We start from the raw sequence: 21148 nt of genomic DNA on the forward strand, positions 1-21148 counted from the left end.
GGTCCGCGCGTTGAGACGGCATGAGCCAGCCCATCACAGCCCGGGACGCGCGGGCGCCGCTCGCGAAATCGCAGCGCGCCTCGAATCCCTCCGTCGAGAACGAGAATCTTCGGCCGCCCTCAAGCGACGGCAAGCCGCCGCGTCCAGCGACAGAGCCGCACGGCAGCGAAGACAGCACACAGTCTCCCAAGACCCGCACCGATCCAGGGTCAGGCGAAAGCTGAAACCGTCGGGCGGTCACTGACGCGCCGCCCGTCCCGGCCTGGATGTCTAGCCCGCCTTCTTTTCGGCCTTTTCGGTCGAGGCCGAGGTCGAGGGGGCGGCGCACTGAATGCCCAGATAGGACCACTTCACGTCCGTCAGCTGACGGCCGCACTCCGTGTTCTTGCCCAGATCCTTGCCCTGCAGGGAGATGGCCACGCCCTTTGAGGGATCCGGCGCCGGACTGGCGGAGCTGATATCGTAATATCCGCCCGCGCGACCGCGAACCACAAGACACGACGTGGTCTCGACCGGCCGCACGCAGCCGGACGCCGTGACAGACTTGGCTTCCAAGATAACTTGTTGGGCCTGCGCGACTTTTGTCTTCGCGCCGCCATCACCACAACCGGCCAAACCAAACGCTAACAGACTGGCCGCCGCGGCGGCCCTCACGAACCTTACCCGCATACGTTCCTCCGTATCGTTGGCTCCGCGAACGAAGCAAAACGAAGTCTGCGCCCCCTTTGGGTGGTCGGCAATCACATTTTTGACGCATTTTGAAAAAGCGTTGCCGCGCGTTTTGACAGTTTGGCGAAAGATTTTCCCGGGCCGGCATCAGAGGAGCTGAGTTGACTTCCTTGCCCCGCTCCTCAAATGAAACCAGCGTCGCCTCAGGGCCGTGGCGACGAGACTGGATTTACCTTTTCGCGCCTCTGCGCACAGGACCGAAACATTGACGATGACGGCCGCCCCCACCCCCGCCGCCCCTGTCCCCGCCGCCCCGGTCAAGGAAGCCGCCCAGTACGTGGAAACCGTGCTGTGGGTGAAGCACTGGACCGACCGCCTGTTCAGCTTCGCCATCACCCGGCCGGCCAGCTTCCGCTTCCGATCGGGCGAGTTCGTGATGATCGGCCTGCCGCCCCGCGAAGAGCTGGGCGAGAAGAAGCCGATCCTGCGCGCCTATTCGATCGCCTCGCCCAGCTTCGCCGAGGAGCTGGAATTCTTCTCGATCAAGGTTCCCGACGGCCCTCTGACCTCGCGCCTGCAGCTGATCCAGCCCGGCGACCCGGTGCTGCTGGGCAAAAAGCCGACCGGCACCCTCGTTTTGGACGCGGTGCGTCCCGGCAAGCGCCTGTTCCTGTTCGGCACCGGCACCGGCCTGGCCCCCTGGCTGGCGGTGGCCCGCGACCCCGACGCCTATAGCCGCTTCGAGAAGGTCATCGTCTGTCACGGCGTGCGCGAGGTGAAGGAACTGGCCTATCGTGAGCTGTTCACCCACGAGATCTTCGACGACCCGCTGGTCGGCGACGAGGCCAGGGCCCAGCTGATCTATTATCCGACCGTCACCCGCGAGCCGTTCGAGCGTCAGGGCCGCTTCACCGACCTGATCGAGAGCGGCCAGCTGTTCCGCGACCTGGGCCTGGACACCGACCGGTTCGATCCCGAGAACGACCGCGCCATGCTGTGCGGCTCTATGGCCATGATCAAGGACACCGCCGCCCTGCTCGAGGCCCACGGCCTGAAGGAGGGCTCCAACGCCGAGCCGGGCGACTTCGTCATCGAGCGGGCCTTCGTCGGCTAGGGCATGACCCAGGCGCCGCTCAAGAACCTCACCGTCCAGGAGGCCCGCGCCCGGATGCTGGCCGACGCCATGCCGCTGGGCGTGGAGACCGTCGCGATCGGCGAGGCTCTGGGCCGGGTGCTGGCCCGGTCCATCGACGCGACCCGCGACCAGCCGCCGTTCGCCGCCTCGGCCATGGACGGCTGGGCTATCCGCCGCGCCGACCTGGCGCCGGACGCCGCCTTTCGCGTCGCCGGAGAGAGCGCTGCAGGCAAGGCCTATGCCGGCGTCGTGACCCAGGGCGAGGCGGTGCGCATCTTCACCGGCGCGCCCGTTCCGGCCGGGGCTGATCTGGTGATCATCCAGGAAGAGGCCCGGCGCGACGGCGACACCGTGCGCTTTGCCCCCGACGACGATCCCCGCTCCAACATCCGGACGGCCGGCGGCGATTTCCGATCCGGCGACCGCCTGCTGGAGGCCGGCGTCCGCCTCGATCCGTGGCGGCTGTCCCTGGTGGCGGCGGCGGGCCGCGCCACGCTGGAGGTCGCCCGCCGGCCCCGTGTCGCCATCCTGGCCACCGGCGACGAGTTGGTCCAGCCGGGCGGCGACCCCGCCCCCGACCAGATCTTCGAGTCGGGCTCCATCGCCCTGGCCGCCCTGGTCGAGACCTGGGGCGGATCGGCCACGCGCCTGACCGCTGCGGCCGACAATGCCGAGGCCATCGCCGCCTCGGTGGCCGATATCGAGGCCGATCTGATCGTCACCATCGGCGGCGCCTCGGTCGGCGATCACGACCTGGTCAAGCCGGCGATGGACCGGTTGGGCCTGACCCTGCGGGTCGAGACCATCGCCATCCGTCCGGGCAAACCGACCTGGTTCGGAACCCTGGGGGATGGCCGGCGCGTTCTGGGCCTGCCCGGCAATCCGGCCTCGGCCCTGGTCTGCGCCGAGCTCTTTCTGCGTCCGCTGCTGGCCGCCCTGACCGGGCGCGACCCCGCTCCAGCCATGATCCCGGCGCATCTGGCCGCGCCGCTAGGCGCCAACGGCCCCCGCGAACACTGGATGCGGGCGAGCCTGTCAATCGATCCCCAGGGGCGAGCGATCGCCTCGGCATTCCCCGATCAGGATTCCTCGCTGGTCGGCGTCTTCTCCAGGGCCGATGCTCTGGTCCGGCGGCCGGTCAACGCGGCCGCAGCGTCTGCCGGCGACATCGTCGAGGTTCTGCCGCTCGCACGGGCTTGAGAAAGCGTGGGGTGACGGGGAGGACGGCGGCGAGCAGGCGTGCTAAGCCCGGACGACTCCGGGTCTAGGCCGGGCGTTTGAAGTAGAGGTTTCGTCTATGGGTCGTGCGGGAAAGATCGCAGCGCACACGCTGCTAGCCTTCCTGGCCTTCCTGGCTGGCAGGGTCTTGGCCGGCGTCACGACGATCGACATGCACGTCTTGCCTCAGGCCGCTCTGTTCGCCGTCTCGGCGCTGCTGGTCGAGCTGGTGCTTCGCGTTGAGCGCGTGCCATGGCGGTTCGTGGCGGCCAGCGACATCCTGCGTCTGGCCCGTTCGGCCTTCGTCACCTGTCTGGTTTTCGCCGCCCTGCTCTGGCTGACGACCCATCGCTTTGAGGGCCTTCGCGCCCTGATCGGCGCGTTCGTGATCCAGGTCTTCCTGCTGGCCAGCCTGCGGGTCGTGCGTCGCGGCCTGCACGAGCGCGTGCTGTTCGAATCGGTTCTTGGCCTGCGCACGGGCGCCGCCCATCCCGCCCAGCCCCGCCTGCTGATCGTCGGCGCCGCCGCCGAGGCCGAGGAATTCCTGCGGGCTCCGACCGGCCTTGGCGAACGCTACACCCCGGTCGGGGTGGTCTCGCCGCTCGAACGGGAAACCGGCGACGAACTGCGCGGCGTCTGCGTGCTGGGCTCGATCGCGGCCTTCGACTCGGTGCTGGCGCAACTGCGCGAGGGCGGCCTGGCCCCGGCGGCCATCCTGTTTCTGGCCGACAGCCCGATGAGCGCCTTCGGCTCCGAGCGCCTGGGCCGCCTGAAGAGCGAGGGCATGCGCCTGCTGCGCCGCCATGGCGTGGTCGAGATGGGCCACACCGCCACCGCCCTGCGCGAAATCAGCCTCGAGGAACTGCTCAGCCGCCCGCCCGTGTGTCTGGATCCCGAGCCCGTCCGCACCCTGGTGGCCGGCCGCCGGGTTCTGGTCACCGGGGCCGGCGGCAGCATCGGCTCAGAGCTGTGCCGCCAGATCGCCGCCAGCGGCTGCGCCCAGCTGACCCTGCTGGATGTCTCCGAGGCCAACCTCTTCCATATCGACCGCGAGCTGGGCGAGGCCTGGCCCTCCCTGTTGCGCCGCGAGGTCCTGTGCGACGTCCGCGACGCCGCCCGGCTGGACCGCGTGTTCGCCGCCGAGCGGCCCGAGATCGTGTTCCACGCCGCAGCGCTCAAGCACGTGACCATGGTCGAGAACCATCCCTGCGAAGGCGCCCGCACCAACGTGCTGGGCACCCGCAACGTGGCCATGGCCGCCAAGGCCTTCGGGGCGGCGCACATGGCGTTGATCTCGACCGACAAGGCCGTGGCCCCGACCAGTGTGATGGGCGCGACCAAGCGCGTCGCCGAAGCCCTGGCCCGCCAGTACGGCTCCAGCCACGAGACGCGCGTCAGCATCGTGCGGTTCGGCAATGTACTGGGCTCGGCCGGTTCGGTGGTGCCGCTGTTCCAGCACCAGATCGCCCGCGGCGGCCCGATCACCCTGACCGACGCCGAGGTCGAACGCTTCTTCATGACCATCCCCGAGGCGGTGCAACTGGTGCTGCGCGCCGTGGCCCTGTCGACCACCTCGTCCGAGCCGCCGGCCGGCGTGCTGACCCTGGAGATGGGCGAGCCGGTCAAGATCATCGACCTGGCCCGCCGCATGATCGAACTGCAGGGCCTGGTCCCCGACCGCGATATCGAGATCCGCATCACCGGCCTTCGCCCCGGCGAAAAGCTCACCGAGGTGCTGGTCGACGTCAACGAGGCCGCCAGGCCCAAGGCGCCGGGGGTGATCGAAGCCGCGCCCCAGACGCCGTGCCCGATCATCGACGCTGACCTGCTGGCCCTGCTGGAAAGCACCGCCATGGCGGGCGACGAGTTTGGCGTCCGCAGCCAGCTGTTCGCGATGGTCGACCGCATTCGCGGGACCGAGACCGCCGCCCCGGCCAAGGCCCGCAGCCGGGCTTAGGGTTCAGCCCGGACCGCGATGGAGACGCTGGCGCGAAGCGGCGGTGTTTCTCTGGCCAACGCCGCAGGCCCCCTCCTGACCGCTACGCGGTCGTCCTCCCCCTTGTCAGGGGGAAGATGAAACGCGCCGACCTCATCTTCCCCCTCCGGGGGAAGACGGTCGCGCAGCGACCCGTAGGAGGCAAGTGCGGGGATACAGCGCAGTCTATCCCCGTTCTTTCCGGCGCCGAGCTCAACGAAATCAACGCCCTGTAAAATAGTTGATCGCGCCAATCCTCGGCGCTCAAACCTCCCGCATAATCATAGCTGTCCCTGTCGCAGGGGGAGGCGCCTGGATCCGGCCCAACAGCGGCGATGGGGATGGAGCTGAGCGGGGCCGCGCGGTCACGCGGCGAGGACGAAGGTGGTCTGTTCGTTGGATAGATCCGGGACCACCGGAGGGCTCGTCGGAGAGACAGCGCGGAGCAACAGGGCGAGGGATCGTAAACCCGCCTATCGCGCATCGTCGGGGGTCGAGACGGTTAGCCGATCGACCTTGGTGCGCGCCCGTACGGGGGCTCTTGGGTATCAGAGCTGAAAGACGCTCGCTTGGCCCAATCCTCACGCAAGAACAGCTTCTGCGAAGCGGACAGGTCGAGCCGAAACGCACACAACACATCACGGTCATCCGGGGTCGCCCCGGCCGCTTCGCGCCTCCCCGACCCCTTCAGTGGCTGATGCCGCGTGAGGCTGAGAGCTCGTGTCTTCTCCCTTCCCCCTTCGATGGGGGAAGGGCGGGGATGGGGGTGACCCCGCCGGACGATTTCACGCCAGCCGCGCCACATCCTGAACCTCTGCCACCCCCATCCCCAACCCTTCCCCCATCCAAGGGGGAAGGGGGCCTGGACGCCAATGCCGCCGCCCTCTTCGCACTCCGCCGATTCCCCCCTAGGACTGCTGTCATGACCCACGCTCAGCAAGGCCGCGTTCTCGTCATCGCCGGATCGGATTCCGGCGGCGGCGCGGGCATTCAGGCCGACATCAAGACCATCACCGCCCTGGGCGGCTATGCGGCCACCGCCATCACCGCCGTGACGGTGCAGAACACGCTGGGCGTCACCGGCGTGCATCCGATCCCGCTGGAGATCATCGCCGCCCAGGCCCGCGCCGTGCTCGACGATATCGGGGCCGACGCCATCAAGACCGGCATGCTGGGCGATGTGGGCGTCGTCGAGACGGTGGCCGTCATTCTGGAATACGCCAAAAACGTCCCGGTGGTCGTCGATCCGGTGATGGTCGCCAAGGGCGGGGCCAGCCTGCTGGCCGACGCCGCCATCGGGGCGGTGAAAAGCCTGATGATCCCCCGCGCCGCCCTGCTGACCCCCAACGCTCCCGAGGCCGCGGCCCTGACCGGCCTAAGCGTCGAGACCACCGACGACCTGCGCCGGGCCGGCGAGGCGCTGCTGGCGATGGGCGCCCGGGCCGTGCTGATGAAGGGCGGGCACATTGAGGGCGACCGGATGATCGACGTGCTGATGACCCCGGCCGGCGAGACCACCTTCGAGGGCGAGCGGATCGACACCCGCCACACCCACGGCACCGGCTGCACCCTGGCCAGCGCCTGCGCGACGGGCCTGGCCCAGGGCCTGCCGCTGGAACAGGCGGTGGCGCGGGCCTGGAACTATGTGCACGAGGCCATGTTGCGCGCGCCTGGCCTCGGCAAGGGACATGGGCCCCTGGATCACGGATGGACGTTGCGCAAATGACCCTGGAAACCCGCCTGATCGAGATCGTCCATGGCGTGCCGACCACGATGCAGGTGCTGCGCGTCGTTCGGGATCTGGATCTGCCCGACGCCATGATCTTTTCCGGCGCCATCTATCAGCCGGTCTGGAACCACCTGACCGGCCGCGCCCCCGACTACGGGATCAAGGACTATGACGTCGCCTATCACGACGCTTCCGACACCTCCTACGAGGCCGAGGATGTCGTGATCCAGCGCGTGGCCGCCGCCTTCGAGCCGCCGCTGCGCGACCTGGTCGAGGTGCGCAACCAGGCCCGGGTGCACCTGTGGTTCGAAAAGAAGTTCGGGGCCGACGAGCCCTATCCGCCGCTGGAAAACAGCGCCGCCGCGCTGAAGCGTTTCGTGGCCACCGCCTTCTGCGTGGGCGTGCGGATGGAGGCCGATGACACGCTGAGCGTGTTTGCGCCGTTCGGGCTGGACGACCTGTTTGCGATGCATCTGCGGCCCAATCCCCTGCGGCTAAAGGGCGCCGGCGGCTGGGAACGGACGACGGGCTCGGCCCAGGCGCGCTGGCCGGAGATCACGGTGGAGGGGGCTTGAACGCCAACACTCCCGCTCTCCCCGGCGAAGGCCAGGGCCCAGAGTCATCCAGAGCGGTTTGGGATGATGCGCCTTCAGCCTGAGCCCTATCCACAATGTGTTCGGGTTCGATCTGGACCCCGGCCTTCGCCGGGGAGAGCGGTTACAGATTGTCACCATGACAATGTTGTCTTTGCTCTGTGGATCAATCCGAATTAGCTCTGTCGGCGCCTTCCTCTGAAAGATCCGCCCCATGCGCCAGTGGACCATCGACGCCTTCGCCTCCGCGCCCTTCAGGGGCAACCCGGCCTGTGTGGTCGAACCCTTCGACGCGTGGCCCTCAACGGCCTGGATGCAGGCCATGGCGGGTGAGAACAACCAGGCCGAGACCTCGTTCCTGTTGAAGTCCGCCGATCCGGCGCGCTTTGGCCTGCGCTGGTTCACCCCGACCGTCGAGGCGCCGATCTGCGGCCACGCCACCCTGGCGGCGGCCCATGCCCTGTTCTTCGAGCTGGGCGTCGAGGCGCCGCTTCTGACCTTCGACACCCAGGCGGGCGCCCTGACCGTGCGTCGCGACGGCGAGCGTCTGGAGATGGATTTTCCCGCCGATCCGCCGCGAAGGGTCTCGCTTCCCGAAGGCCTGACCGAGGCCCTGGGCGCGGCGCCGGTCGAGGTCTGGGCCGGCATGTATCTGATCGCGGTGATGAAGGACGAGGCGACCGTCCGCGCGCTGACGCCCGATCAGGCGGCGGTGAAGCTGATTGGCGGCGAGGCTACGGGCGGTCCGGGCCAGATTGTGGCCGTGGCCCTGGCCGATCCGGATCGGCCCTATCAGGTGGTCAGTCGCTTCTTCGCGCCGGGCTGCGGCATCCCCGAGGATCCGACGACGGGCTCGGCCCACTGCATGCTGATACCGCTGTTTGGCGAGCGGCTGGGGCGCGAGGCGCTGAGCTTCCATCAGGCGTATCCCGGGCGGGGCGGGGACCTGGACTGCGAAAGCCGCGGCGCGCGCGTTCTGTTGCGCGGCCGCGGCTTTACGGTGGTGGAAAGCCGGCTCCGTCTGGAGCCGGTCTGACCGGCGTCGGGACTACCAGCGCGGGCGATAGTCGTCCCGGTGATCGCGATAGTCGCGGTCGTGGTCGCGGTCGCGGCCATAGCCTGAGCCATAGTCACGGTCGTGACGCTCGTAGCGGATGGCGGCGCTGATGCGGTCGAAGCGACGATCCAGGTCGGCGCGCTCCCAGCCGCTCAGGCCATCGCGGCGATAGCGGTATTCGAGGCGGGCGGTTTCGCGCAGCTGGGCGTTGAGGCGGTAGGCTTCGCCACGGCTCAGCGAACCGTTGCGCAGGCCTTGGTCAATGCGGCGCTCCAGGCGGTCCTGGCGGTGATTGAAGGACTGGGCGGACGCAACAGCGGGGACAACGGTGGCGGCCACCAGGGCCGAGACCGCCGTGATCGAAAGCAGGATCTTTTTCATCGGTCGGTTCCTCTTCAAGCTCTCCGCCGCCCGGGTGGATGACGTTGATCTGAAGAAACCATGCCCAGCCTGAAGCGGTTCTGAGCCGCTCGTTGTCTGGCGTTCAGGTTGGGAGAATCTTCGCCAGCCGCCTTCAGGCCGCGTCGGCGAGGCGCGCGGCGGTCATGGCCGCTTCGATGGCCGCATAGAGCTTGGTCACTTCGATCGGCTTGGCGACGTGGCCGTCCATGCCGGCGGCCAGATAGCCCTCGACCTGGTGGGCCAGGGCGTTGGCCGTGACCGCCACGATCGGCGTGCGGGCCCTGCCTTCGGCCCGTTCCAGTTCGCGGATGGTCCTGGCGGCCTCGACGCCATCCATGATCGGCATGTGGATGTCCATCAGAATGATGTCGTGTCCGCCGCGCTTCCAGGCCTCGATGCAGGCCGCGCCGTCTGAGACCAGCTCCACCTCGGCGCCCAGCGGGGCAAGGACGGCGGCGATGACCTTCTGATTGGTCGGATTGTCGTCGGCGGCCAGCACGCGCGGACGGGTGCGAGGGGCCGCTGGGCGCGCCTCCACGGCTCCGGCGACGGTGGCCTCGGCGTCGCCGCGCGGCATGGAGAGAACCACGGTAAAGGTCGAGCCCCGGCCCTCTCGGCTCTGCACGGCGATCCCGCCACCCATCAGGGTGGCCAGCTCGCGGCAGATCGCCAGGCCCAGACCCGAGCCGCCGAACTGGCGGGTCATCGAGCTGTCGGCCTGGACGAACTTGTCGAACAGTCGCGGCTGCATCTCGGCCGAGATGCCGATACCGGTGTCAGCCACGTCGATCCGCAGGCCCGAGCCATCTTCGGCGGAGGCAAACCGCACCGCCACCGCGCCGGCCGGGGTGAACTTCAGGGCGTTGGAGATCAGGTTGCCGAGGATCTGCCGCAGGCGGTCGACATCGCCGCGCCAGACGCCCTGGGCTTCGGCGGCCACCGCGACTTCAAAGGCCAGGCCCTTGTCACGCGCTTCGCCGGCGAAGCTGTCGCGCAGAGAGACCGCCAGGGCGGGCAGGTCGAAGTCCTCGGCTGCCAGGTCCAGACGGCCGGCCTCGATCTTGGAGAGATCGAGCACATCGTTCAGCACGGCCAGCAGGAGGCCGCCCGACTCGCGGATTACCATCAGGCGCTCTTGCTGGGCGGGCTTGAGCTCGTCCATCGCCATGACCTCAGCCATGGCCAGAACGCCGTTCAGCGGCGTGCGGATCTCGTGGCTCATATTGGCCAGGAAGTGGGATTTCAGGACATTGGCGGCGTTGGCTTCATCGCGCGCCTTGACCAGCTCGGCCATGGCTCCGCGAAGGTCCTGGTCATTGATCTCCAGCCGGCTGACCAGCTGGTTGAAACTTTCGGTCAGGCTCTGGAAGACGTCGTCCTCGCTGGTCTGCTCTACGGGGCGGAAGCGTCCGTCGGCGGCCACGGCCTGCATGGCCTCGGTCAGGCGCTGCATCGGGCGCGTCATGCGGCGCGCCAGGCCGTTGGCCAGCAGGATCGCCAGTCCGGCTGAGCCAAAGAACAGCGTGCCGGTCAGGGCCAGGTCGCGGGCCAGGATCTGTTCCAGCCGCGGTTCGCGGGCCACCAGGGCCAGGGTTCCGATCTGCCGGCCGTCCAGCAGGATCTTCTTCTCGACGGTCTGGGTCGATTTTCCAGCCTCGGGCGCGGCGCCAAGGTGGGCGACCACGCGGCCCTGCAGGTCGGAAATCTGCACGCCTGCCACGTGCGGCGCATTGGCGACGGCGGCCAGGGCGTTGCTGACGCCGACCACGTCGCCAGCAGCCAGGGGCGCGGCGGCGCCCGCCGCGACCATCTGGGTCAGAACCTGATGATTGGCCCGGGCCTCCTGCCGGGCGACGCTCCATTGCTGGACCATGAAGCAGGCGCAGGCGGCGACCAGGGCGATGACCGTGGTGATCAGCGCCACGCCCGCGATTCGCGCCTGGAGGGGAACGTGCGTTGGAGCGTCGGTGCTGCGCAGCGGATCAGACATGGGGGGCCCGGGTGAATGCCAAGACCCATTTTGGGGGCATCTCCCTAACGCTTCGCTTCCAAGCCGGTCAGATAGCGCGGCAAAACAACGCTAGGACGTGTTTCTGGTTGCCTGCTCGTTAAGACTTCGTTTACATTCATTAACAGGTTCTTAATGGGAGATGGGCATGGACAAGGTTTTTGTTGCGCAACGCATCGCGACCAAGCTGTTCGCGACGGAAAACGCCGTTGATACGGCCATGGTCGAAGCCGCCGAGCTGATGGCGGACATGCTCCGCGCTCGCAAGGACATCGGCCTGTCGGCCGTGGTCGGCGACCGCGCCAGCGCCAAGCTGGTCGAAGCTCTGGCCGCGCTGGGCGAAGCCCGCTCGGCGATGGTCGAAATGCACAATGAACTGAACGACGTGAAGCTGCGCATTGGCGTCCGCACCAAGATGGCCGGCTTTGAAGACAAGCCGCCGGAAGGTTCATTCCGTCGCGCGGATATTTCGGCGGTCCGCGAAGCGGTCTAAAGAACATTGCAATAGTTTAACTGCTTAAGGCCTCTAATCTCGGTTAGAGGCCTTTTCCATGTACACTTCCGTTGCGCCCATCATCGGTTGGACAGTGCTCGTCGCGATCCTCTCGCTTGCCTGGACAAAGGGCGGGCGACCGGAAAGGCTGGGTGCGGTTCTCGTACTTTCCGCTGCCTTATTCGCGTTTGGCGCGCATAATTTGTCCCCCGCTGAGTGGCAACCTCTGCTGCTGCTTGCAGACGATGGCTTTCTAGCCATGGGCTTTCTGGTCATTGCCCTCCGCTACGCCAGCGCATGGCTAGGCGGGGCGATGATATTTCAAGCCGTCCAGTTCAGCCTTCACGCCTACTATTTTGTGGCTGAACGCTCTCATGATCGGCTCTATTCGATCATCAACAACATAGACTCTCTGGGTGTCTTGGCCTGCATCCTCATTGGAGCTTTGATGGCCTGGCGCAAGCGGACGCGCGCCGCAAAATAATTGCCGGCTGGCCGCGAAAAGCCCACCGCCGCGACAATTCTCTCCTTGCCTTTCGGTCTGAAACGGCGTTTCTCGCCGGCGGGCCACGCCCCCCCAACGGGGCGCTGTCCATCTGTAAGGATGGGAGACATCGCTATGACTACCTTCGCCAAGCCGGCGCAACGTCCGGCTCGACCCGAGTTCTCTTCCGGCCCCTGCGCCAAGCGCCCCGGCTGGACCCCCGAAAATCTCAGAAACGCTGTTTTGGGCCGGTCGCACCGCTCCAAGCTGGGCAAGGCGCGCCTGAAGGCCGCCATCGACCAGACGCGCGAAGTGCTGGAAGTGCCCGCCGACTTCCTGATCGGCATCGTCGCCGGCTCGGACACGGGCGCCGTCGAAATGGCCATGTGGTCGATGCTGGGCGCCCGCCCGGTGCAGCTGATGGCCTTCGAATCCTTCGGCAAGGACTGGGTCACCGACGTCACCAAGCAACTGAAGCTGCCCAATGTCGAGGTGCTGGACGCGCCCTACGGCCAGCTGCCCGACACCTCCAAGGTCGATCCGGCCAAGGACCTGGTCTTCACCTGGAACGGCACCACCTCGGGCGTCCGCGTCCCGAACGCCGACTTCATCTCGGCCAACCGTGAAGGCATCACCATCTGCGACGCCACCAGCGCCGCCTTCGCCCAGGACCTGGACTGGACCAAGCTCGATGTCGTGACCTTCTCCTGGCAGAAGGCGCTCGGCGGCGAAGGCGCGCACGGCGTGCTGATCCTGTCTCCCCGCGCGGTGGCGCGCCTCGAGAGCTACACGCCGGCCTGGCCGATGCCCAAGCTGTTCCGCATGACCAAGGCCAACAAGGACGGCGGGAACAAGGTTTCCCTCGACATCTTCGAGGGCGCGACCATCAACACGCCGTCGATGCTCTGCGTGGAAGACGCGCTGGACGCCCTGAAGTGGGCCTCGTCCATCGGCGGTCTGGAAGGCATGCAATCGCGCGCCGACCAGAACCTGGCAGTGATCGCCGACTGGGTCGCCAAGACCCCGTGGGTCGATTTCCTGGCCGCCACGCCGGACATCCGCTCCAACACCTCGGTGTGCCTCAAGGTCGTCGATCCTGCGATCGCCGCCCTGCCGGAAGACGCCCAGGCCGACTTCGCCAAGAAGCTGGCCAGCCTGCTCGAGAAAGAGGGCGCGGCCCTCGATATCGGCGGCTATCGCGACGCCCCGGCCGGCCTGCGCATCTGGTGCGGCGCCACCGTCGAGGCTTCGGATCTGGAAGCCCTGACCCCTTGGCTGGACTGGGCGTTCGCCACCGTCTCGGCCGAGCTGGTCGCCGCCTAAACGCCTCCCAATACGACTGGAATCCTCGTCCCTCGATCTGTTCGGGACGGGGGTTTCAGACCCCCCCAACACAGCCGCCGCCCGAAATCCGTCGAAGGACAGGGCCGGCTCTCCAGGATCGGACACCTCATCATGGCTCCCCGCGTTCTCATCGCTGACAAGCTCAGCCCCGCCGCCGTCGACATCTTCAAGAACCGCGGCGTCGACTTCGACATCAAGGTCGGCCTGACCAAGGACGAACTGATCGCCGTCATCGGCGACTATGACGGCATCGCCATCCGCTCGGGCGCCAAGCTCGACAAGGACGTGATCGCCGCCGCCCACAAGCTGCAGGTCATCGCCCGGGCCGGCATCGGCGTCGACAATGTCGACATCCCCGCCGCCACCGCCAAGGGCGTGGTGGTGATGAACACCCCGTTCGGCAACTCGATCACCACGGCCGAGCACGCCATCGCGATGATGTTCGCCCTGGCCCGCCAGCTGCCCGCCGCCGACGCCTCGACCCAGGCCGGCAAGTGGGAGAAGAACCGCTTCATGGGTGTGGAGCTGTACGCCAAGACCCTGGGCCTGATCGGCGCCGGCAATATCGGCGGCATCGTCGCTGACCGGGCCCTGGGCCTGAAGATGAAGGTCGTCGCCTACGACCCGTTCCTGTCGCCAGAGCGCGCCATCGAGATGGGTGTCGAAAAGGTCGAGCTGGAAGACCTGCTGGCCCGCGCCGACGTCATCACCCTGCACACCCCGCTGACCGACAAGACCCGCAACATCCTGTCGGCCGAGAACCTGGCCAAGACCAAGAAGGGCGTGCTGATCGTCAACTGCGCCCGCGGCGGCCTGGTCGATGAAGTCGCCCTGCGCGCCCTGCTCGACAGCGGCCATGTCGGCGGCGCCGGCTTTGACGTGTTTGTCACCGAGCCGGCCAAGGAAAACCCGCTGTTTGGCTCGGACCGCGTGGTGGCCACCCCGCACCTGGGCGCCAGCACCAACGAAGCCCAGGAAAATGTCGCCCTGCAGGTCGCCGAGCAGATGAGCGACTACCTGCTGACCGGCGCCGTCACCAACGCGCTGAACAGCCCGTCGATCACGGCCGAAGAAGCCCCCAAGCTGAAGCCGTTCGTGGCACTGGCCGAGAAGATCGGCGCCCTGGCCGGCCAGATGGTCGACTTCGGCATCAAGGCCATCGACATCGCCTATGAGGGCGAGGTCGCCAATCTCAACGTCAAGCCGATGACCTCGGCGGCGCTGGCCGGGATTCTCAAGCCGATGCTGGCCGAGATCAACATGGTCTCCGCCCCGGCCGTGGCCAAGGAGCGCGGCATCACCGTCTCCGAGAGCCGCCAGGAAGTCAGCCCCACCTATGACAGCCTGATGCGCATCACCATCACCACCGAAAAGGGCAAGCGCGCCTTTGCCGGCACGGTGATCGCCGGCGCCCCGCGCGTCGTCGAGGTCAAGGGCATGGAGCTGGACGCGGCCTTCTCGCCGGCCATGCTCTATATCAACAACCTCGACAAGCCGGGCTTCATCGGCGCCCTGGGCATGCTGCTGGGCGAGGCGGGCGTCAACATCGCCACCTTCAACCTGGGCCGGCTGTCGGCCGACGAAGACGCCATCGCCCTGGTCGGCGTCGACCAGGCCCCGAGCGCCGATCTTCTGGCCAAGATCCAGGCTCTGCCCCACGTCAAGGAAGCGCGCGCGCTGACGTTCTAGGCTTTGCGATTTCGTCATCCTGGGGCGGCATAGTCGCCGTCCCGGGATGATGAATGGGTTTCAAGTTTGAGCATGCCGCTGTTCCAGAACCGCAAGGTCAATCGCCTGGCCTTCGCCGTCTTCGTGACGGCGTCGCTTTTTACCCTGTGGCGGGCCGTGCTGCCGGATGACGGCGGCGTCGACTTTATTCCGTGGGACAAGGCCAAGCATTTCATCGCCTTCTATGTGCTGACCGCCTTGGCCGTCGCCGCCCTGCCGGCCAGCCGTTTCTGGCGGATCGGCGCGGTCCTGCTGAGCTTCGGCGTCGGGATCGAGCTGGTGCAGGCCCTGGTCGGCCGTGACGCTGCGTTTGGCGACGTGGTCGCCGACGCCTGCGGGATCGGGGCGCTGTTTGGGCCGATCGTCCTGCGCGCCTGGACCCGGAGAGAGCCGGCCGCAGCCTAGTTATAGGCCAGATGCTCGGGTCGGAAGTAGAACAGCCACTCCAGCTTCAGGACGTTTTGCAGTTCCCGGAAGCTGGGCGGCTCATAGCGCGACACCACATGCAGCGGCTTGTCGGTGATTTTCAGTGCCTCGATGAGCAGGACGATCGAGGTGTCGACCGTGGCGATCCGCGCGGCGCGTTCGATCACCGTGCTCCAGTCAATCAGGGTGTAGCCCTCAACCATCCGTAGGCGGACTTCCTTTTCCGGCGCCCGGTGCGGAAAGGGAATGGTGCGCGAGCTGCAGGTCTCGTTGATCAGGGCATAGGGCACGCCGTCGTCCAGGCCTAGTTCGCGAAACAGCCGCTCTTCCTTTTCCAGGTCGCGGCGCAGGGTGACGTGGTCGGCCCAGCCGTCCATCTCGACGCCGGAGACCTGGTATTTCAGATCCATGGTCTGTTCGGGGGCGTAGCGCCACGAGAAGAACAGCGACAGGAACGTGTAGGCGTTGGCCTCGATGGGGCTGAGCGCGATCTTGTCGGCCAGGAACAGGATCTCGTCGCGAAACTCGAAATCGTGCTCGAGGGTCGGGGTCTCGACATTGTCCGGCATGACCAGAGCGTCATAGACCCATTTGTGCGTCTCGCGCACCGGCAGGATCACTCTGCGGCCGCCGGCGGCATAGGTTTTGACGATCTTCTGGATGAAGAGCAGATCGCCGGCCATGCCGGGCTGAAAGATGATCACGGGCTTCATGTCGGGCTCGCAGAATCGTGCTGGCGACCAGTCTGGCACAACTTCACCATTGGACACCCTGTGACGGAGACACACGGCTTTGCGCTCTCGCGCCGAAATCGGCCGCAAGTGGGTTGGGGAGGCGCGAAGCGGCCGGGACGAACCCGGATGACCGTGATGTGTGTTTTGCGTTTCGGCTCGACCTGTCCGCTTCGCAGAAGCTGTTCTTGCGTGAGGATTGGGCCAAGCGAGCGTCTTTCAGCTCTGATACCCAAGAGCCCCCGTACGGGCGCGCATCCCGTCGATCGGCTAACCGTCTCGACGCCGACGATACGCGATAGGCGGGTTTACGATCCCTCGCCCTCTTCGACCCGCGTTCACCCGGCCGACAAGCCACTCAGCGTTTGGTCCGTCCTTCTGAGACAGCCCGCACACCTCGACCCGCCTTCCAGGGCGTCGCGGCCCCGCTCAGCTCCATCCCCATCGCCGCTTTGGGCCGGTACCAGGCGCCCTCCCCTTGCGACGGGGACAGCTGTGATTATGCGGGAGGTTTGAGCTCCGAGGATTGGCGCGATCAACTATTTTACAAGCGGTTGATTGGGCTGGGTTCTGTTTCGGAAAGTACGGGGACAGACAGCGCTCTATCCCCACACTTGCCCCCTACGGGCTGCTTCGCAGCCGTCTTCCCCCGGAGGGGGAAGATGAAGGGCGCGCTGATCTCATCTTCCCCCTGACAAGGGGGAGGACGACCGCGATAGCGGTCAGGAGGGGGCCAGCGGCGGTGGCCGGGGAAACACCCCTCGCCTTCGCGCCGAAGGGAGCCATCCTTAAATCTCACGGCGAGACGATCGCCGGTCTGGAAAGGTCACTCCGCCGACACCGCCCTCCGGCCGGCCGCGACGCGGCCGGTCGCAGACCGGTCCTCGTATGATGGACGAACGGTCTGCCGATGAGGTTTGATCGGGACGGCTGGAAGCTCGTGGAACCGTCCGTGGGGCTAGACCCCGCAGTCAAGCAGGAGCTCCAGCCGTCTGTTTTCGTGCAACTCCGAACAGTTGCCTGAGCTTGAAGCTCGCATGCACGAGGTGGGAGGTCATGAACAAGCAAGTGACGTGGATAGGGATCGATGTCTCCAAAGGGCGGCTGGATTTAGCCACAGCTCCGAGCGGCGAGCGGTTGAGCGTGCCGGCTGATGATCTGCAACGGCTGGTAAGTTGGGTGGGCAAACGTCGCCCCCAACTGATCGTTCTGGAAGCGACCGGTGGCTATGAGCGCGACGCGGTGGCGGCGCTGGCGGCCAAGGGCTGGGCGATAGCCGTTGTAAATCCCAGACAGGTGCGCGACTTCGCCCGCGCCACCGGGCGTCTGGCCAAGACCGACGCCATCGACGCGGACGTTCTGGCCAGGTTCGCCGAAGCCGTTCGGCCCGAGCCTCGGCAACTGCGTGACGAGCAAACCCAGGCGCTACGGGACATTGTCGTGCGCCGGCGCCAGTTGCTCGACATGAGGAAAGCCGAAAAGAACCGTCTGGAGATCACGGTGAGCCCAGCCGTGCGGGCCGGTGTCGAGCGTCATCTGGCCTGGCTCGACAGCGAGATCGCCCAGACCGACGACGACCTGGATCACCAGATCCGCCAAAGTCCCAGCTGGCGGGCTGATGAGGATCTCCTGACCAGTATGCCGGGCGTAGGACCGGTTCTGGCCCGAACGGTCATCGCCGAACTGCCCGAGTTGGGGTGTCTCAACAGGCGTCAGATCGCGGCCCTTGTGGGCGCCGCCCCCTTCAACCGCGACTCCGGCAAGATGCGCGGGACCCGCACCACCTGGGGCGGACGAAGCTCGGTGCGCCAGGTGCTCTACATGGCCACTTTGAGCGGCGTGCGCTTCAACCCCGTTCTGAAGGAGGCCTATGATCGGCTGCGAAAGGCCGGAAAGCCGCCGAAGGTCGCTCTGGTCGCCTGCATGCGTCGGCTGATCGTCACCCTCAACGCTATGCTACATACCCGCCAGCCCTGGGCCTTGCCTCAGAACACAGTTGCTTGACTGACCTGCCCAGACCCGCACGCTGCAGCCTCCACGAGATGTAAGGATGAGCGGGACGCGGGGCGTCCGCTTGTGGGCATTGAGCCAAAGACTGCTTTCGACCCAAAGCGGCATCTCGAAAGTTCCGCTTCCGAGGCTTCACCTCACCCCCATAAATCTTGTCATCCCGGCCGGACGCCCGTGAGGGCGGGGGCGCCGGGACCCAGGGGCAACTGCAGTGAGGCGGCCCCTGGGTCCCGGCTCTCCGCTACGCTACGGCCGGGATGACAAGATATTTGGGGGCGGCGACCAGTGTCCTGTTCTGACCGGGTCCATCCACCCCTAGCGGACCTTCAATGCATCCGCCCAGCGCCCCTCACGACGCCGCCCTCACCGCCTCCCAAACCGCCAGAGCCTGCGCCGTCTCGCGCACGTCGTGGGCCCGCACCGCCGCGACGCCCGCCGCCGCGCTGGCCAGGTGGGCCGCGAGCGAGCCGCCCAGACGCGCCCCGGCGGCCTCGCCCAGCGGGTCAATAGCGGCGATGAAGCGCTTGCGGCTGGCGCCCAGCAGCACCGGGTAGCCCAGGGCGACAAGGCGCGGCAGGGCGGCCAGCAGGGACAGGTTGTGCGCGAACGTCTTGCCAAAGCCGATGCCGGGATCCAGCCAGATCTTGCCGCGCTCGACCCCCGCCGCCACGGCGGCGTCGGCGCGGGCCAGCAGGAAGGCTTCGACCTGCGCGACCACATCGTCATAGACCGGCGCGTCCTGCATCGTGCCGGGCTCGCCCAGCATGTGCATCAACACCACCTCGCAGCCCAGTTCGGCGGCGACCTGCGGCGCGTCGGGGGCGAAGCGCAGGGCGGCGACGTCGTTCCAGATCGTGGCCCCGGCCGCGACGGCGGCGCGGGCGACGGCGGGCTTCATGGTGTCGATCGAGATCGCCACGTCGCTGTCGGCCCGGATGGCCGCGATCAGCGGGATCACCCGGGCCAGCTCGTCGGCTTCCGTGACCGGCGCGGCGCCGGGCCGGGTCGACTCGCCGCCGATATCCAGAATGTCGGCGCCGTCGGCGATCAGTTGGCGGGCATGGGCCAGGGCCGAGGCGTGGTCCATGAACCGGCCGCCATCGGAGAAGCTGTCGGGGGTGACATTGACGATGCCCATGAGGCGGGGCTTGGCGGGGCTGACGGTCATGGCAGGTGTTGTAGGCCGTAGACCGCCCAAAGAAAAAGCCGGCCCCGCGAGGGACCGGCTTTTCCGTGTCGTCTGAAGAAGGCCTTAGGCCGTGACGCCCGTGGGCGAGATCGGCACCGAGGACATCGGCAGGGCCGGCTTCTTTTCGTCTTCGTCTTTGCGGTTGGGCTGGACGCCCTTCATGACGCCGATGATTTCGTCGCCGCTCAGGGTTTCGAACTCCAGCAGGGCCTTGGCGACCGCATGCAGGTTGTCCAGCTCCTCGGTCAGGATCCGGCGGGCCTCGTCCTCGCCGGTCTTGACCAGGCGGCGGACCTCGGCGTCGATCGTGATCATGGTCTCGGGCGAGACGTTCTGGGTGCGGGCCACGGAGTGCCCCAGGAACACTTCGTCCTGGTTGTCGCCATAGGCCACGGTGCCCAGCTTGTCGGAGAAGCCCCAGCGGGTGACCATGTTGCGGGCCAGGCCGGTGGCGGCGCTGATGTCGCTGGAGGCGCCCGAGGTGATCTTCTCCTTGCCGAAGATCAGTTCCTCGGCCACCCGGCCGGCCATCATGATTGCCAGACGCGAGGTCATCATGTCGAAGCTCATCGAGTAGCGATCGCCCTCGGGAAGCTGCATGACCATGCCCAGGGCCCGGCCACGCGGCACGATGGTGGCCTTGTGGACCGGATCGGCAACGGGAACGCGCAGGGCCACCAGGGCGTGGCCGCCCTCGTGATAGGCCGTCAGCTTCTTTTCGCTCTCGCTCATGGCCATGGAGCGACGCTCGGCGCCCATCATGACCTTGTCCTTGGCGTGCTCGAAGTCGTGCATGGTGACCATGCGACGCTCCTTGCGGGCCGCCGTCAGGGCCGCTTCATTGACCAGATTGGCCAGGTCGGCGCCCGAGAAGCCGGGGGTGCCGCGCGCCAGGGTGCGCACGTCGACATCGGCGGCCAGGGGGACGTTCTTCATGTGGACGCGGATGATCTTTTCGCGACCGGCGACATCAGGGTTGGGCACCACAACCTGACGGTCGAAGCGGCCCGGACGCAGCAGGGCCGGGTCCAGAACGTCGGGACGGTTGGTGGCGGCGATCAGGATGATGCCTTCATTGGCCTCGAAGCCGTCCATCTCGACCAGCAGCTGGTTGAGGGTCTGTTCGCGCTCGTCGTTACCGCCGCCCAGGCCGGCGCCGCGATGGCGACCGACGGCGTCGATTTCGTCGATGAAGATGATGCAGGGGGCGTTCTTCTTGGCCTGCTCGAACATGTCGCGCACGCGGCTGGCGCCGACGCCGACGAACATCTCGACGAAGTCGGAGCCCGAGATCGTGAAGAACGGCACGCCCGCCTCACCCGCGACGGCGCGGGCGATCAGGGTCTTGCCGGTGCCCGGAGGGCCGATCAGCAGGGCGCCCTTGGGGATCTTGCCGCCCAGGCGCTGGAACTTGGCCGGATCCTTCAGGAAATCGACGATCTCCTGCAGCTCTTCCTTGGCCTCGTCGACGCCGGCGACGTCGTCAAAGATCACCTTGTTCTTGTTCTCGGTCAGCAGGCGGGCCTTGGACTTGCCAAAGCCCATGGCGCCCTTGGCCCCGCCCTGCATCTGGCGCATGAAAAACACCCAGACGCCGATCACCAGAATGATCGGCAGCAGGTTGACCAGAATGGCCAGCAGGCTGATGCCGCCACCCTTGAACTTGACGTCCGCGCCCCTCGCCACCAGGCGATTGACCAGTTCGTCCGAATTGTTCGGCGCGTTGACGGTGAGCACGTTGCCCGAGCCGTCCTTGGCCGCCACGATCGGGCCGGCGATCTCGGCCGACTTGATTTCGCCGGCGTCCACCTTGCGCAGAAGCTGCGAATAGCTGATTTCGCCGCCAGCCTGGGTGTGCGAGGTCTGGTTGACGACAAAGACGCCGACCAGCACCGCAACGATGACCAGCCAGATGGCCGCATTCCTGAAATTCATACCCGTCGTCTTCCCAACGATA

The 21148-nt window shown here is 67.0% G+C and carries 18 protein-coding genes; 12 read left to right on the forward strand and 6 right to left on the reverse strand.

Going from position 1 to position 21148, the window contains the following annotated elements; genetic code table 11:
• Positions 1–270: 270 nt before the first annotated feature.
• Complete coding sequence (locus ACW17Z_RS08195) at positions 271–669, reverse strand: hypothetical protein (protein ID WP_419319954.1); 399 nt, start codon at positions 667–669, stop codon at positions 271–273.
• A gap of 271 nt (positions 670–940) precedes the next feature.
• Here ACW17Z_RS08195 and ACW17Z_RS08200 point away from each other — a divergent pair, with 271 nt between their 5' ends.
• The 6 genes from ACW17Z_RS08200 to ACW17Z_RS08225 all read left to right on the forward strand — a co-directional run bounded on the left by ACW17Z_RS08200 (position 941) and on the right by ACW17Z_RS08225 (position 8355).
• A complete protein-coding gene (locus ACW17Z_RS08200) occupies positions 941–1783 on the forward strand; it encodes a ferredoxin--NADP reductase (protein ID WP_419319953.1) in 843 nt (280 codons plus the stop codon).
• Positions 1784–1786: 3 nt separating this feature from the next.
• Entirely contained in the window at positions 1787–3004 is a 1218-nt protein-coding gene (locus ACW17Z_RS08205; protein ID WP_492058309.1) for a molybdopterin molybdotransferase MoeA, read from the forward strand.
• A gap of 97 nt (positions 3005–3101) precedes the next feature.
• Positions 3102–4979, forward strand: coding sequence for a polysaccharide biosynthesis protein (locus tag ACW17Z_RS08210; RefSeq protein WP_492058310.1), 1878 nt, complete (start codon positions 3102–3104; stop codon positions 4977–4979).
• Positions 4980–5919: 940 nt separating this feature from the next.
• The gene (gene thiD / locus ACW17Z_RS08215) at positions 5920–6723 is read left to right on the forward strand and encodes a bifunctional hydroxymethylpyrimidine kinase/phosphomethylpyrimidine kinase (RefSeq protein WP_492058311.1); all 804 of its coding nucleotides are present in this window, start codon (positions 5920–5922) and stop codon (positions 6721–6723) included.
• Entirely contained in the window at positions 6720–7301 is a 582-nt protein-coding gene (locus tag ACW17Z_RS08220; RefSeq protein WP_492058502.1) for a nucleotidyltransferase family protein, read from the forward strand. The genes thiD and ACW17Z_RS08220 overlap by 4 nt, the downstream gene beginning before the upstream one ends.
• A 232-nt stretch (positions 7302–7533) precedes the next feature.
• Complete coding sequence (locus ACW17Z_RS08225; RefSeq protein ID WP_492058312.1) at positions 7534–8355, forward strand: PhzF family phenazine biosynthesis protein; 822 nt, start codon at positions 7534–7536, stop codon at positions 8353–8355.
• 12 nt (positions 8356–8367) lie between these two features.
• On the opposite strand, the gene ACW17Z_RS08230 is transcribed toward ACW17Z_RS08225, so the two are convergent.
• Together ACW17Z_RS08230 and ACW17Z_RS08235 are read right to left on the reverse strand one after the other, a co-directional pair.
• Positions 8368–8757 (reverse strand): hypothetical protein, encoded by a 390-nt coding sequence (locus tag ACW17Z_RS08230; protein ID WP_419319947.1) that lies wholly within the window; start codon positions 8755–8757, stop codon positions 8368–8370.
• 133 nt (positions 8758–8890) lie between these two features.
• The gene (locus ACW17Z_RS08235) at positions 8891–10768 is read right to left on the reverse strand and encodes an ATP-binding protein (protein WP_419319946.1); all 1878 of its coding nucleotides are present in this window, start codon (positions 10766–10768) and stop codon (positions 8891–8893) included.
• 166 nt (positions 10769–10934) lie between these two features.
• Here ACW17Z_RS08235 and ACW17Z_RS08240 point away from each other — a divergent pair, with 166 nt between their 5' ends.
• The 5 genes from ACW17Z_RS08240 to ACW17Z_RS08260 all read left to right on the forward strand — a co-directional run bounded on the left by ACW17Z_RS08240 (position 10935) and on the right by ACW17Z_RS08260 (position 15240).
• Positions 10935–11279 carry a hypothetical protein gene (locus tag ACW17Z_RS08240; RefSeq protein WP_492058313.1) on the forward strand — a complete coding sequence of 115 codons (345 nt, stop codon included), beginning with the start codon at positions 10935–10937 and terminating at the stop codon, positions 11277–11279.
• A 58-nt stretch (positions 11280–11337) separates the two neighbouring features.
• Positions 11338–11763, forward strand: coding sequence for a hypothetical protein (locus tag ACW17Z_RS08245; protein WP_492058314.1), 426 nt, complete (start codon positions 11338–11340; stop codon positions 11761–11763).
• Positions 11764–11898: 135 nt separating this feature from the next.
• Positions 11899–13086 carry a phosphoserine transaminase gene (locus ACW17Z_RS08250; RefSeq protein ID WP_492058315.1) on the forward strand — a complete coding sequence of 396 codons (1188 nt, stop codon included), beginning with the start codon at positions 11899–11901 and terminating at the stop codon, positions 13084–13086.
• A gap of 129 nt (positions 13087–13215) precedes the next feature.
• Positions 13216–14796 (forward strand): phosphoglycerate dehydrogenase, encoded by a 1581-nt coding sequence (gene serA, locus ACW17Z_RS08255; protein ID WP_419321387.1) that lies wholly within the window; start codon positions 13216–13218, stop codon positions 14794–14796.
• Between the two features lie 72 nt (positions 14797–14868).
• Complete coding sequence (locus tag ACW17Z_RS08260) at positions 14869–15240, forward strand: VanZ family protein (protein ID WP_492058503.1); 372 nt, start codon at positions 14869–14871, stop codon at positions 15238–15240.
• On the opposite strand, the gene ACW17Z_RS08265 is transcribed toward ACW17Z_RS08260, so the two are convergent.
• Complete coding sequence (locus tag ACW17Z_RS08265) at positions 15237–15974, reverse strand: hypothetical protein (RefSeq protein WP_419319942.1); 738 nt, start codon at positions 15972–15974, stop codon at positions 15237–15239. The genes ACW17Z_RS08260 and ACW17Z_RS08265 overlap by 4 nt on opposite strands.
• A gap of 1074 nt (positions 15975–17048) precedes the next feature.
• Here ACW17Z_RS08265 and ACW17Z_RS08270 point away from each other — a divergent pair.
• Positions 17049–17996, forward strand: coding sequence for an IS110 family RNA-guided transposase (locus tag ACW17Z_RS08270; protein WP_492058316.1), 948 nt, complete (start codon positions 17049–17051; stop codon positions 17994–17996).
• Positions 17997–18351: 355 nt separating this feature from the next.
• Here the strand turns inward: ACW17Z_RS08270 and folP are convergent, their stop codons facing one another.
• Together folP and ftsH are read right to left on the reverse strand one after the other, a co-directional pair.
• Positions 18352–19170, reverse strand: coding sequence for a dihydropteroate synthase (folP, locus tag ACW17Z_RS08275; RefSeq protein WP_492058317.1), 819 nt, complete (start codon positions 19168–19170; stop codon positions 18352–18354).
• A gap of 84 nt (positions 19171–19254) precedes the next feature.
• A complete protein-coding gene (gene ftsH / locus ACW17Z_RS08280) occupies positions 19255–21126 on the reverse strand; it encodes an ATP-dependent zinc metalloprotease FtsH (protein WP_419319939.1) in 1872 nt (623 codons plus the stop codon).
• Positions 21127–21148 lie beyond the last annotated feature (22 nt).

The organism is Caulobacter sp. GSs2 (assembly GCF_058680895.1).